This window comes from Lentzea rhizosphaerae, assembly GCF_042649515.1.
Classification (GTDB): Bacteria; Actinomycetota; Actinomycetes; order Mycobacteriales; family Pseudonocardiaceae; genus Lentzea; species Lentzea aerocolonigenes.
In genome coordinates this window covers 38647-52836 of the sequence record NZ_JBHRZI010000009.1, presented here as the reverse complement: position 1 = coordinate 52836, position 14190 = coordinate 38647, and the positions used below count along the sequence as shown (strand labels likewise).

The following is a 14190-nucleotide window of genomic DNA, read 5'->3' as shown; positions in this document are numbered from 1 at the left end:
AGCATCCTCCAGGGTTCGCGGCGCCTGCATCATAGGGCCGGTAAACGCTTTCATCCGAGGCTTGACTGGGCTTGACCGCATTTGACTGCGGTCCTACGCTGCGACCTGAGGTACACCTCCGATCTTTGGTTGCCGCCGCCGCGGACCTGAAAGGTGTTCTGTGGATCTGTCGCGGCGCGGACTGCTCGGTGGGGTTGTGGCTGGGGCGGCGCTCACGGCGTTGCCGGTGACTGGTGCGAACGCGGACCCGGACGGCACGACGAGGATCGACTGGGAGAGGTTCCTCGGCGAGCAGGACCTGGTGTGGCAGCGAATTCCACGTGCCTGGTACGAGGGTCCGTTCCTGGGCAACGGTTTCCTCGCCACCGCTGTCTACCGGGAGCCCGGAGCGAACGCGGTCCGGTTCACCGTCGACCACGCGGAGGTGCAGGACCACCGGCCCCAGTACGGCAACGAGTGGGGTGTGGCGCGGTTGCCGGTCGGGCGGCTGCAGCTGACTCCGGTCGGCAAGCTCACCGGCGTCGACCTGCGGCTCGAGCTCTGGAACGCAGAGCTGCGCGGCAAGATCATCACGGACCGGGGTGAACTCGCCATCAGGATGTTCGTGCACGCCGAGAAGTCGTTGCTGCACCTGGAAGTTCGTCCTTCTGCCGGTGAAGCCGCTTTCAGGCTGGAGTTCCAGGCACTCGACGCGGTGAGTCCGCGCACGATCCGTGAACCACCGCCCGCCGCGTTGCAGCCCAACCCCAAGCCCGTCACCCGAACCGAGAACGGGATCACGCTCGTCACCCAGGAGATGGTCGCAGGCGGCCAGACCGCCACGGCACATCGGACGCGGAAGTCCCACGGCCGCACGGAGTTCCTGCTGTCGGTCGACCACTCGTTCCCGGAACGCACCGCGGAGGCGACGGTCGAGGACACGATCGCCAAGGCGTCCCCGGCGCTGCGATCCGAGCACCAGCGGTGGTGGCATCGCTTCTACCGCAAGAGCTTCGTGTCCGTGCCGGACGCGTTGATGCAGAGCTTCTACTGGATCCAGCTGTACAAACTCGCGTCCGGCGCACGGGCCGAAGCACCGATCATGCCGACGACCGGGCCGTGGCTGGAGCCGACACCGTGGCCGTCGGTGTGGTTCAACCTCAACGCACAGCTCGAGTACTGGCCCGTGCACGCGTCGAACCACCTCGAACTGGACCCGATCCCGCGCACGATCTCCCAGAACCAGCAGATCCTCGTCGACGCGTTGCGGCCGGAGTTCCGCGCGGACTCGATGGGGTTGCGGCGCAGCACAGATCCGACCTTCTCCGACGCCGGGTTCGTCGGCTCGCCGCTGCACCCCTCGCCGGACCCGGAGATCGGGAACCTGCCGTGGCTGCTGCACAACGCTTGGCTGAGCTACCGGCACACCATGGACGAACGGATCCTGCGCGACACCGTCTTCCCGGTGCTGCGCCGGTCCACCAACTACTACCTGCACTTCCTGCGCAAGGGCAACGACGGCAAGCTGCACCTGCTGCCGACCTACTCGCCCGAGTACGGCGTCGCGCCGGACTGCAACTTCGACCTCGCGCTGCTGCGGTGGTCCTGCCGCACCCTGATCGAGTCGGCGAAGATCCTGAAGATCGACGACCCGTTGGCGGCGAGGTGGCGGGAGGTGCTCGACCAGCTCGTCGACCACCCGGTGGACGCGGGCGGGTTCATGATCGGCGCCGGGGTGCCGTTCGCGAAGTCGCACCGGCACTACTCGCACCTGCTCGCGGTGTACCCGTTGCACGAGGTGAACTGGGAGCAGCCCGAGAGCCGCGACCTCATCGAACGGTCGCTGCGGCACTGGCTGAGCTTCGAGGGGTCGTTGCGCGGCTTCACCTTCACCGGCGCGGCCTCGATCGCCGCCCAGATGACCCGCGGCGACGACGCGCTGAGGTACCTGCGCGAGTTCGTGGCCAGGTTCGCCCAGCCCAACACGATGTACTTCGAGGCGGGCCCGGTGATCGAGACTCCCTTGTCCGCCGCGAAGTCGTTGCAGGACATGCTGATCCAGAGCTGGGGAGGGCTGATCCGGATCTTCCCCGCGGTGCCGGCCGCCTGGCAGGACGTCACGATCCACGACACCCGCACCGAGGGCGCGTTCCTGGTCAGCGCGGTCAGGCGGGGTGGCAGGACGCGGTTCGTGCGGGTCCGCAGCGAAGCAGGTCAGCCGTGCCGCGTCCGCACGGGCATCGAAGGCCCGCTGACCGTCAGGGGATGTTCCCGGTGGAGCGTGCGGGACGGCGTGGTCGAGCTCGGGCTCGGGCGCGGTCAGGAAGCCCTGATCCACGCGAGGGGCGAGCGGGACTTCACCATCGCGCCGGTCCGGATCACCGAACCCGCCAGGCGCTGGGGCCTGCCCGCGTTGCCGCCCGGTGGCAGCGCGGTGCCCGTGGACCTCGGCGCCGCGCTCGACAACGACGGTCTGTCCAACGAGTTCACCAGCCGTGACGGCGACTTCGACGGCCTGGGCAACACCTACCCGGCCGCCCAGCTGCCGCAGACCGGTTCGGTCACCGACGACGGCGTCCTGTTCGAGTTCCACAACGGCGACGAGGCGAGCAAGAACAACGTGATCGCCGGCGGCCAGACGCTCGCCGTCCCGGCCGGCAGGTACGTGAAGCTGCACCTGCTCGCCGCCGCCGACACCGGCAACGTCGAGGCGGACGGCGCGCTGGGGTACGCCGACGGCCCGGTCCCGGTGAGGTTCCGGGTGACGGCGTGGCAGCAGCGCCCGCAGTTCGGCGAGTCGGAACCCGTTGCCACGACGTTGATGCACACCCCCGCCGGTCCGGTCGCCAAGCAGGTGTCGATCTTCCACCAGGTGGTCGACCTGGACGCCGCGAAGGAGCTCTCCGCCGTCACCTTGCCCAGGACGGGCGGGCCGCGCCTGCACGTCTTCGCGATCACCTTGGAGAAGCCGAAGTGAGATCACTGCTCACCGCGCTGGCGCTCGTCGCAGCGTCCGTGGTCGTACCCGCGTCACCTGCCATCGCCGCAGACCCGTCGTTGGCGCTCACACCGCCGATGGGGTTCAACAACTGGAACACCACCGGCTGCGACATCAACGAGCAGATGATCCGCGACATGGCGGACATCTTCGTGACCAAAGGGCTCAAGGAGGCGGGGTACCAGTACGTCAACGTCGACGACTGCTGGGCCGACGCCACTCGTGACCCCGCCACGGGCCGGTTGCGCAACCACCCGACCCGGTTCCCGAGCGGTATGAAGGCACTCGCGGACTACGTGCACGCCCGCGGACTGAAGTTCGGCATCTACACCAGCGCGGGCACGCAGACGTGTGCCAAGACGATGCCTGGGGCGCTGGACCACGAGGAGATCGACGCGCAGACGTTCGCGGACTGGGGCGTCGACTACCTCAAGTACGACAACTGCAACAACCAGGGCCGTCCCGCTCTGGAGCGCTACACGAAGATGCGGGACGCGCTGAAGAAGACCGGGCGGCCGATCGTCTACTCGATCTGCGAGTGGGGCCAGAACAAGCCGTGGGAGTGGGGCAAGGGCGTCGGCCACCTCTGGCGCACCACCGGCGACATCAACGACACCTGGTCGAAGACCGTCGAGATCCTCAAGCTGAACGCGCCATTGGACGCCTACGCCGGGCCGGGGCACTGGAACGACCCCGACATGCTGGAGGTCGGCAACGGCCGGCAGACCACGACCGAGTACAAGAGCCACTTCGCGCTGTGGTCGATCATGGCGGCTCCACTGCTGATCGGCGCGGACCTGCGCAAGATCTCGCAGGAGCACCTGGAGATCCTGCGCAACAAGGAGATCATCGCGATCAACCAGGACAAGCTCGGCGTTCAGGGCAAGGTGATCTCCCAGAAGGACGGGCAGTGGGTGTTCGTCAAGCCGTTGGCGAACGGCGACAAGGCGGTGGCGCTGTTCAACGAGTCAGAGGTGAACGCGACCATCTCGACCACGGCCCGGGAGATCGGACTGCCGCGCAGCATCGGCTACACCGTGCGGGACCTCGACCAGCACCGGAACTTCCAGTCGGCGGGCAAGATCTCGGCCGCGCTGCCGCCGCACGGCACCGCGATCTTCCGGGTGAAGGCCTCACAGGACTGGTACCGGTACGAGCCCGCTTTGGACACCTCGCTGGACGTCGCCGCGCAGATTCCCGGCATTCCGAGCACGATCACGCCGGCCGGTGAGCCGTTCGTGGCGACCGTGACGGCGACCAACCAGGCGCCGATCCCCGTCCTCAACGCGGCCGTGACCTTGACTGCGCCGGCGGGGTGGAAGGTCGAGCAGCTCTCGTCGGAACACGCGCCCGTTCTGCTGACTTCGCAGTCGGTGCAAGGGAAGTGGCGGGTCACGCCACCTGCTGGAGTGGCTCCGGGTGCGCACGTGTTGAACGGCTCGCTGGGAGTCACATGGGTGGGGCACGGACGCCTTGCCAGGCCGGTTGATGCTTCTGTGCTGGTGCCGGTCGCGCCGCCGTCCGGGGCTTCGTTGTGGGCCAGTGATGTTGTTTTCACGACCGAACGCAGTGGTTACGGCCCGGTCGAGCGCGACAGGTCGAACGGCGGCTACGTCGGTGGCGACGGAAAGACGTTGACCATCAACGGCAAGACGTACGAGAAGGGACTCGGCGCGCACGCCAACGCCGAGCTGATCCTCTACGTCGGCGGGCGCTGCACCTCGTTCTCGTCCGACGTCGGCATCGACGACGAACGCGACGTGAACCAGCAGGGTTCGGCGATCTTCGAGGTCTGGGCGGACGGCACGAAGGTCGCCGACAGCGGGCTGCGCACGTGGAAGGACGACGCGGTGACGCTGACGGGTTCGTTGACCGGCGCCAAGTTCCTGCGCCTGGTCGTCAACGACAGCGGTGACGGCGTCAGGTACGACCGCGGAGACTTCGCCGGCGCGAAGCTGACCTGCTGAGCGCGACCGCGGTGACGACGGCGACGAGCACGCCCGTGGACAGGATCTGGACGCGGGCCTGCTCGTCGCTCAGCATCAGCAGCATGATCGCGACGATGGCGGCGAACGCCAGCCAGGACAGGTACGGGTAGCCCCACATCCGCACCACCGGGTTGTTAGTGGTGCGGCGCAGGCGGATCTGGGAGATCGCGATGAACCCCCACACGACCAGAATGACCGAGCCGACGGCGTTGAGAAGCACGAGGAAGACCGTGTCCGGCCACAGGTAGTTGAGGACCACGGAGAAGAACCCGAACGCGGCCGACGCGAGCACGGCGTTGCGCGGGACGCCGTTCGTCTTGTCCAGCAGGGCTTTCGGCGCCTCGCCGCGTTCGGCGAGGGAGCAGAGCACGCGGGCGGCGCCGTAGAGGGTGGCGTTGATGGCGCTGAGAAGTGCCACGAAGATGACGACGTTCATGATCTGGCCGGCCGCGGGGATGCCGAGGCGGTCGAGGACTGCGACGTACGGGCTGGCGCCGACCTGGGAGTCGTTCCACGGCAACAGGGTCACGACCACGGCCATCGAGCCGAGGTAGAAGACGAGCAGGCGCGTGATGGACGTGCGGACTGCCTTCTTGATGGCCTGCTTCGGGTCTTCGGCGTCGGCTGCGGCGATCGTGACCACTTCGAGGCCGCCGAACGCGAACACCACGGTCATGAAGCCGGCCAGCACTCCGGACCAGCCGTTCGGCAGGAAGTCCTCGAGGTTGGTGACACCTGGGGATTCGATTCCGGGGAACACCCCCGCGATCGCTGCCGCGCCGAGTGCCAGGAAGAGGACGATGGCGGCGATTTTGAGGCCGGCGAACCAGAACTCGAACTCGCCGAAGTTGCGGACGTTGGTGAGGTTCACTCCGGTGAGGACTGACATGAAGATCAGGACCCAGGTCCATTGCGGGACTGCCGGGATCCAGCCTGCTGCGATTTTGGCTGCTGCGGTGGCTTCTACTGCCAGGACCACGCCTACTGCCGACCAGTAGAGCCAGCCGACCGTGAAGCCTGCCCACGGGCCGATCGCCTTTTCGGCGTGTACTGAGAAGGCGCCGCCGCTCGGGTGTTCGGCCGTCATCTCGCCGAGCATGCGCATGATGAGGAGGGCCAGCAGGCCGGCTGCTGTGAAGGAGATCAGGACTGCTGGGCCTGCGAGGGCAATGCCCGCGCCTGTTCCTACGAAGAGACCGGCGCCGATCACGCCGCCCAGAGCGATCATGGTGACGTGTCGGGGGTGTAGGTGGGTCACGCGGCTCCAGCCTCGTTCGAGTGTGCCTTTGGCTGGCCGATAGTGAGTTGATGGCGGGGCAGAGTCAAATCGTGTGATCGGAGTTACAACGCCACTTGGACTTGGTTCGGTGAGAGTGAGGGTGAGATCTGTGAGCTCGCCTGAAGGAGTGTTGCCGTCACTCGAGACGCTCTGTGGTGCGGTGGAGCGTTATTCGGAGTGGGGATGGCTGGTTCTGCGATCTGAGAATCGCGTTTTGCTGACCACTGATCATCAGGTGTCCGCTGTGGAGATGGCGGGTGGGGTCGGGGCGGAGGTGCGGACCTACCTCGGGTTGCGGATGCTGGGTGGGCCTGTGGTGGTGTTGCCCGGGGGCGCTGGGGGATTTGAGGGCTCTGGGCGGTGGATGTTTCTCACGTCTTCCGCTGATGAGGCTTCGCAGGTGAATCTGATTCGGTTGCGGGCGCGCGGGGCGTTGACCCATCGACTGGGGACCTTGGTGCCGCTGCCGCCTTCCCGGACAGACCGTGGTGGGGTGGGGTGGTTGGACTCGTCTCAGGAGTTCTCCGGGGAGAGGCCGTTCCTGCCTCCGTTCTCGGCTGTGGTGGCGGCTTTGAGGGCGGTTACCGAGACCAGGTGATGGATCTCCGCTCGGCGTGCGGTCCGCGGGTCGTCCCCTGGGGCGTTGGCGGCTTCCTGTTTCGTTTCCGTAGGTGTCTTGTTGCGTACGTGCGTGCCGGTGCGCAGGCGTGAGGTTCGGGTGGGTTGGTCCCGGCCCTTCGGCCTCGGCCTTGGAAACCAGGGATTTCCGCAGTGTTATGGGATGACTCCATGAACCCATTGGGTTACCTGTGGCTCGCCCGGTTGCGACGGAAATTCACTCCACAGGACGTCGGAGACGCTCTAGGTTTGTGAGGTCAGCCACCTCCACGGAAGGAGCCGGACATGGACCGCCACGACATTCTCGCGGACGAGGATGGCCACGTTCGCGGTTACGACTAGAGCGCTCCTCGGCCGCGCGAGGGAGCCGGTGGGCTCCCTCGCGGCTGGAGTGACTAACTTGCTCGTGCCAGTTGTTCGTTCATGATGAGAAATGCGCCCAGGCCGTGGAAGTCGTTCGTGTTTCGCGGGCGGGCGTAGTAGTAGTCGGCGTTGCCGACGTTGGTGCCCTCGGAGATGTCCTTGATGTTGGTCAGGCCGTCCGTGCCGATCGACGCCTTGGCCAGGACTCCCTGGTAGCCCTTGGCTGCCACCGGTTTGTAGGACGCGTCGATGTAGCCGCGCTCTACTGCCCGGGAGAGCATGAAGGTGTACATCGACGAGGCCGAGGTCTCGGTCCAGTTCTTGGAGTTCGAGCACTTGTCGACGATCTGGCACCAGCGGCCCGTCGCGGCGTCCTGGTAGCGCGTGTAGCCCGTGGCGAGGTGTTTGACGATCGCGATGAGGTCCGCCCTGCCGGTGTGGTCGCTGGGGAGGATCTCCAGGAGGTCCACGGCGGTCATGCCGAACCAGCCGATGGCTCGGGCCCAGTGTTCTGCCGAGTGCTTGCCCGGGTTCTTGGCCCAGGATTCCGAGCCGTCGGCGTCGTAGGCGTGCCAGAGGAGGCCGTCGTCTGATTTCAGGTGGGTGAAGTAGGCCTTCATGTTGCGGACGGCTTCGTCGTAGCCGTAGGGCTGGTTGTAGGCCTTGGCGTACATGGCGATGAAGGGTTGCGCCATGTAGACGCCGTCTGCCCAGAGTTGGCCCACCTTGCTGGTGGCGTGGAACATGCCGCCGTCCGAGGTGCGGGGGTAGGTGGTGAAGCGGGCGCGGAGCTTGTCGGCCGCCTTCTTGTACTTCTGCTGGCCCGTTTCCTGGTGCAGGAGGATGAAGAGGGTGGCGGAGCGCATGGCGTCGAGGTTGTTGAAGCTGTTGTCGATGGTGCCGTCCGCCTTGACGAAGCGGTCCACCCAGGCCTTGATGTAGTCGAGGTACTTCTTCTCGCCTGTGCGCTTGTAGACGAGGTACTGGCCGTAGAGGTAGAGGCCTCGGGTGTAGCCCCAGCCGCCGAGCTTGTCGGGGGTGAAGCGTTTCATGGTCGAGTCGACTACGGCTCTTGACCAGTCTGACGGGGGTGGGGCCGCGGTGGCGGTTGCCGGGGCCATCAGCGTCAGGGAGATGGCGATGACGCCTAGGAAGCGTGCTGTCCTCATTGCGTGCTCCTCCTGGTGCCTTGGGCGGCGGAGGCAGGACGAGCATTCCGCTTGGTCTGGACCTCTGTCAAGCTAACATCGGATGTTTCTGGTGCTTGCACGGATCACGAGCTTTGTCGGGAGTTCGCGGGACTCCGGCGGTGCGCCTTCCAGGCGGGCGGCCAGGAGGTCCACGGCGACCTTGCCGGCCTCTTCTGTTGGCATGGCGACTGTCGTGAGGGCTGGGGAGCACATGGCGGCGTAGATGATGTTGTCGAAGCCCGTCACGCTGATCTGGGCCGGGACCTTGATGTTCTGCTCTGCCAGGTGGCTCAGGACGCCCAGGGCCATGAGGTCGTTGTAGGCGATGAACGCCGTGGCGCCGGTTTTCAGGGCTTCTTGGGCGGCGGTGAGGCCGCCGGTGAAGTTCGGTTCGAACGGGCCCAGCATCGGGGCTCGGTCGCGGAGGCCCTGGAGTCTGCGCTGGTGCGACCACGCTGTCGCTGGGCCGCCCAGGTAGACGTAGTCCTTGTGGCCCAAGGACTCCAGGTGCGTGATGATCTGGTCCATGCCGGAGCCGCTGTCCATCAGGACGGACGAGACGCCTGGGACCGTGCGGTTGATGAGGACCAGTGGGGTGAGGTCCGCGAGTTCGGCGATCACCTCGTCGGACTGGAGTGGGGAGCAGAGGACCACGCCGTCCACCTGAGCCGCCATCGTGCGGACCAGTTCCGCCTCGGTTTCCGGGCCTTCCCTGCTGTCGCAGAAGAAGACCGAGGTGCCCGCCTCACCTGCCCGTGTCTGCACGCCGCGCAGGACTGCCGGGTAGAAGGGGTTTTCGAGGTCGGGCACCACGATGCCGAGGTTGCCGGTGCGGCCGGTGATCAGGCTCCTCGCGGCTCGGTTCGGCTGGTAGCCGAGGCCTGCCACGACGTCCAGCACGCGTTGTCTGGTCGTCTCCTTCACCAGGCCCGGCGCACTCAGCGCGCGCGAGACCGTGGAGACGGAGACCTGAGCCTGGCGAGCGACATCCCTGATGGTGACGGCCACTCGTGAATCATCTCAGCCCAGGTCCGCCCTGACCCATTCATCGGATGAGTGGGCTCACAGCTCCAGGCCGGTCAGCACCAGCACGCGCTGTTCCGTGAGGTCGTCCATGGCCGCGCGCAGGCCCTCGCGGCCGATGCCGGACTCCTTCACGCCGCCGTACGGCATCTGGTCCGCGCGGTAGCTCGGCACGTCGCCGACGATCACGCCGCCCACCTGGAGCCGTTGCGCGGCACGGAAAGCCAGTCGCACGTCGGTGGTGAACAGGCCCGCCTGCAGGCCGTACTTCGAGGCGTTGACGCGGTCGAAGGCCTCCTCGACGCTGTCCACCCGCGTGAGGGTGACGACGGGGCCGAACACCTCCTCGGCGTTCACCTTCGCGTCCTCCGGGACGTCGGTGAGCACGGTCGGCGCGTAGGTCAGGCCGTCGCGGGTGCCTCCGGTGAGCACGGTCGCGGACGACTCGCTGACCCACGCCTCGACGCGGGCCGCGGCGGCGTCGTTGATCAGCGGACCGACGTCGCCTGCCACGTCGAGCTTGTTCACGTGCTGCACCACGGCTTCCGCGACGGCGTCGTAGACGTCGGTGTGCACGTAGACGCGCTGCACCGAGATGCACGACTGGCCTGCCTGGTACATCGCGAACGTGGCGATGCGCTGCGCGGCGAACTCGACGTCCTGCCAGTCCGGGGCGACGATCGCGGCCGCGTTGCCGCCGAGCTCCAGCGTGACGTGCTTGCGCGGCACGCGTTCCTTGATGCCCCAGCCGACCGGGCCGGAACCGGTGAACGAGACCACCGGCAGCCGCGGGTCCTCGACGAGTTTTGCGGTGTCCTCATTGGACAGGTGCAGCACCGCCCACGCGCCCGCGGGGAGGTCCGTCTCGGCCAGCAGCTCGCCGAGCAGGAACGCGACCTTCGGGGTGGCGGGCGCGGGCTTCAGCACGATCGGTGCACCGACGGCGAGCGCAGGGGCGACCTTGTGCGCCACCAGGTTCAGCGGGAAGTTGAACGGCGCGATGCCCAGCACCGGACCGCGCGACACCCTGCGCACCAGGGCGAGACGGCCCTCGGCGGACGGGTCGGTGTCGAGGCGCTGCAGCTCGCCGGAGAACCGGCGGGCCTCCTCGGCGGCCCAGCGGAACGTGGAGATCGCGCGGGTCACCTCGACGCGCGCCCACTTCAGCGGCTTGCCCGAGTCGTCGTTGATGGCCTGCGCGAACTCCTCGGCGCGCTCGGCCAGGCGCCGCGACACGTGGTCCAGCGCGGCGGCACGGCGGTGTGCGGGCAGGGCGGCGAGTTCCGGGGCGACGGCGTGGGCCTTGGCGACGGCGTTCTCGACGTCTTCGGTGGTGTGAAAGGGAATCATGCGAGCAGGGCTCCTTCGAGCACGTCGAGGCCTTCGGCGAGCAGGTCGTCCGGGATGACCAGCGGGGGCAGCAGACGGATGACGTTGCCGTAAGTACCGCACGTCAGCACGACGACACCCTGATCGTGGCACGCCTTGGCGACGCGGGCGGCGACTTCGGGCGTGCGTTCGGTGAACTCGATCGCGAGCATCGCGCCGCGGCCGCGGATCTCCGCGATGATGTCGGTCTTCTCAGCGACGGCCTTCAGCCGGCCGACGACGGTCTCCTCGATGTGACGCGCACGAGCGTTCAGGTCGCGCTCGCGCATTGTGCGGATGGCGCCCAACGCAGCGGCACACGCCACGGGGTTGCCGCCGTAGGTGCCACCGAGCCCGCCCACGTGCACGGCGTCCATGATCTCGGCGCGGCCCGTCACGGCGGCGAGCGGCAGGCCGCCCGCGATGCCCTTGGCGGTCGTGATCAGGTCCGGCACGACGTTCTCGTGGTCGGAGGCGAACCACGAACCGGTGCGGCAGAAGCCGGTCTGGATCTCGTCGGCGACGAACAGCACGCCGCGCTCGCGGCACCACTGCGCGATCGCGGGCAGGAAACCGGGGGCGGGGGCGATGAAGCCGCCCTCGCCCTGGATCGGCTCGATCACGACCGCGGCGGTGTTGTCGCCGCCGACCTGCTTCTCGATGGCGGCGATCGCGTTGCGAGCAGCCTCGGCGCCGGTGAGGCCGTCGTGCAACGGGTAGGACGCCGCCACGCGGTACACCTCGGGCGCGAACGGCCCGAACTTGTGCTTGTACGGCATGTTCTTGGCGGTCAACGCCATCGTGAGGTTCGTGCGGCCGTGGTAGCCGTGGTCGAACACCACGACGGCCTGCCTGCCGGTGACGTGCCGGGCGATCTTGACCGCGTTCTCGACGGCCTCGGCGCCGGAGTTGAACAGCACCGAGCGCTTCTCGTGGTCGCCGGGCGTGAGCTGGTTCAGCTCCTCGCAGACCTCGAGGTAGCCCTCGTACGGCGTGATCATGAAGCAGGTGTGGCTGAACCTGTCGATCTGCGCGTGCACCGCCTCCGCCACGGCGGGCGCGGGGTTGCCGACGTTCGTGACGGCGATGCCGGAGCCGAGGTCGATGAGCTGGTTGCCGTCGACGTCGACCAGCAGGCCGTCGTCGGCGGAGTCGATGTACACGGGCAGCGTGCTGCCGACTCCCGCGGCGACGGCGGCCTTGCGCCGCGCCTGGAGTTCCAGCGATTTCGGGCCGGGGATCGCCGTTCGCAGTCGGGTCATGTGCTCAGCATGACCCTGGTCAACGCCCTGCGCAGTGTCTGAAATGGCGATCTGTGGTGCTTTGGTTGTACAAAGTGGCGCATGCCCATCACGCTGCACGAACTGGCGCGGACGCTGGCCCTGCCGGTGCTGGCGGGCGACCTGTCGAAGCCCGTCGGATGGGTGCACGGCACCGAGCTCGCGGACCCGACGCCGTTCCTGGAAGGCGGCGAGCTGCTGCTGACCACGGGCCTGAGGCCGCTGGACGACGACTACGTCGAACGGCTCGTGCGCGCCGGCGTGGTCGGGCTCGGCTTCGGCACGGGGCTGGGCCACGAGGTCGTGCCGCCCGCGTTGGTGCGAGCGGCTTCGAACGCCGGGCTCGGGCTGGTCGAGGTGCCGCGGGACGTGCCGTTCATCGCGATCAGCAAGGCCGTGTCGAAGGCCCTCGCCGCGGACGAGTACGCCGCGCTCACCAGGACCAGCGAGGCGCAGCGCGCACTCACGAGAGCCGCGGTCAGGTCGGGTGTCGGGGGAGTGGTGCGCAGGCTCGGCCAGTGGATCGACGGCTGGGTGGTGCTTCTCGACGCGTCCGGCAGTCCCGTCCACGCCCACAACCCGCGCCTGGTCCCGGACCTGACGGCCGAGCTCGCCCGGTTGAAGACCGCGGGCGGTCTGGGCAGCGTCGCGTTCGAGCTCGACGGCGTGCACGTGTTCCTGCAGGTCCTCGGCAGCCGCGCCCGAGGTGTCCTGGCGGTCGGAACCGCGAAGCCCGATCCGGGCATCGTCAACACCGCCGCGTCGCTGCTGGTCCTCGCGCTCGCCCAGAACGACGAAGCCACGGCGAGGGAACTGCGCACGTGCCAGTTCCGGTTGTTGCTGGCAGGTCTTCCGGTCGAAGGCCTGCCTGAGAGGTTCCGGGTGTTCCTCGCCGACTCTCCACCGGACGACGTCTTCTGGGCCGAGCACGAGGGCAGGATCGTGGTGCTGGCTCAGGAGTCCGATGGCTTCGCATCATCCGAAGTGGACATCAGCCAGGTCGCGCGGGGTTACCGCGAGGCCCAGCAGGCGCGGGCGGCGGGCATCCGGAAGTTCGAGGACTTCGCCGGGCACCTGCCGCTGCCGGAAGGGTTCGCGGACGCACTTCTGCGGCCGCTCGACACCGAAACCAGGGAGACGCTGCGGGTCTGGCTGGCCCACCACGGCGCGTGGGACCCGGCGTCGGCCGAGCTGGGCGTGCACCGGCACACCCTGCGCAACCGCGTGCGCAAGGCCGAGCAGGCCCTGAACCGGTCGCTGGACTCGCCCGGCCTGCGCGCGGAACTGTGGCTAGCCCTCCACAGCGAAGACCAGTGAGGCGGTGTAGCCGGACCCGACGTTGCCGGACATCGTCGCCATCTGGTGGTCGACGCCGTCGCGGAACACCATGTCCTGCTTCAACGACGTGCGCGCCATGTTCTGCACGCTCTGCGTGTACCCGGTCGTGCCGTAGACCTCCTTGCACGTGGTCTCCGGCAACGCGAGCTGCGAGGTCGTGATCTTGTTGCCCGCCTTGGTGGCCTCGGCGAGGCTCGGGTAGACCTCGAAGTGGATGTGCGGCCAGCGGCCCGAGTACGCGCCGGGGAAGACGCTCACGAACTTCAGCTTGCCGGACGCGTCGGCTTCCTGGACGCCGCGCAGGAAGTTCTCGTTCTTCACGCGGTCCGAGTACATCGAGTAGTCGCCGTTGATGTCGCAGTGCCACAGGTAGACGGCGGCGCCCGCGTACGGCTTTCCGTCCTCCTTCTGGACCGTCAGCTCAACGGTCAGCTGCACGCCCTCTGCCGTGCGCGTCGACGAGCCGAAGCTCGACCGGATGTCCTGGCGGACGATGCCGCTCTGGGTGAGGGCGTTCGGACCGTTGGAGCCGTCGCCGGGGTACGGGCCGGCGGTCTCCTCGGGGATGGCTTCCAGCGGGGAGCCGTCAGCTGTGGAGGTGCTTGGGGTCGTCGTGGTCGAGCTCGCGGTGGTGGTCGTCGACGGAGCGCAGGCCACGAGGGTGAGGCCTGCGCCGCCGAGCAGCGACAACGCCCGCCTGCGCCCGATGAGCGTGGCGAGGTCGAACTGGAGGCCGCGGTCGTGGTTGTCCGTCATGGGGACCAGA

General features: G+C 67.8%; 9 protein-coding genes. 3 read left to right on the top strand and 6 right to left on the bottom strand.

Annotated elements, in window-relative coordinates; all coding sequences use genetic code 11:
- The first annotated feature begins 160 nt into the window (after positions 1-160).
- Positions 161-2956 (top strand): glycosyl hydrolase family 95 catalytic domain-containing protein, encoded by a 2796-nt coding sequence (locus tag ACFOWZ_RS06105; RefSeq protein WP_382370004.1) that lies wholly within the window; start codon positions 161-163, stop codon positions 2954-2956.
- Entirely contained in the window at positions 2953-4944 is a 1992-nt protein-coding gene (locus ACFOWZ_RS06100) for an NPCBM/NEW2 domain-containing protein (protein WP_382370002.1), read from the top strand. Before ACFOWZ_RS06105 ends, ACFOWZ_RS06100 begins: the two co-directional genes overlap by 4 nt.
- Here the strand turns inward: ACFOWZ_RS06100 and ACFOWZ_RS06095 are convergent.
- The 5 genes from ACFOWZ_RS06095 to gabT form a co-directional block, all read right to left on the bottom strand.
- Positions 4898-6223 (bottom strand): amino acid permease, encoded by a 1326-nt coding sequence (locus tag ACFOWZ_RS06095; protein ID WP_382370000.1) that lies wholly within the window; start codon positions 6221-6223, stop codon positions 4898-4900. The two genes, ACFOWZ_RS06100 and ACFOWZ_RS06095, sit on opposite strands and share 47 nt — an antisense overlap.
- A gap of 1034 nt (positions 6224-7257) precedes the next feature.
- Positions 7258-8394 (bottom strand): glycoside hydrolase family 88/105 protein, encoded by a 1137-nt coding sequence (locus ACFOWZ_RS06090; protein ID WP_382369998.1) that lies wholly within the window; start codon positions 8392-8394, stop codon positions 7258-7260.
- 72 nt (positions 8395-8466) lie between these two features.
- Entirely contained in the window at positions 8467-9423 is a 957-nt protein-coding gene (locus ACFOWZ_RS06085) for a LacI family DNA-binding transcriptional regulator (RefSeq protein WP_382369996.1), read from the bottom strand.
- A 54-nt stretch (positions 9424-9477) separates the two neighbouring features.
- Positions 9478-10890, bottom strand: a complete 1413-nt coding sequence (locus ACFOWZ_RS06080; protein ID WP_382369994.1) for an aldehyde dehydrogenase family protein — start codon at positions 10888-10890, stop codon at positions 9478-9480.
- Positions 10785-12068, bottom strand: a complete 1284-nt coding sequence (gene gabT, locus ACFOWZ_RS06075) for a 4-aminobutyrate--2-oxoglutarate transaminase (RefSeq protein ID WP_382369992.1) — start codon at positions 12066-12068, stop codon at positions 10785-10787. The genes ACFOWZ_RS06080 and gabT overlap by 106 nt, the downstream gene beginning before the upstream one ends.
- An 81-nt stretch (positions 12069-12149) precedes the next feature.
- On the opposite strand from gabT, the gene ACFOWZ_RS06070 reads away from it, so the two are divergent.
- Entirely contained in the window at positions 12150-13403 is a 1254-nt protein-coding gene (locus tag ACFOWZ_RS06070) for a PucR family transcriptional regulator (protein ID WP_382369990.1), read from the top strand.
- On the opposite strand, the gene ACFOWZ_RS06065 is transcribed toward ACFOWZ_RS06070, so the two are convergent.
- Complete coding sequence (locus ACFOWZ_RS06065) at positions 13377-14180, bottom strand: dioxygenase family protein (protein WP_382369988.1); 804 nt, start codon at positions 14178-14180, stop codon at positions 13377-13379. The genes ACFOWZ_RS06070 and ACFOWZ_RS06065 overlap by 27 nt on opposite strands.
- Positions 14181-14190: the final 10 nt, after the last annotated feature.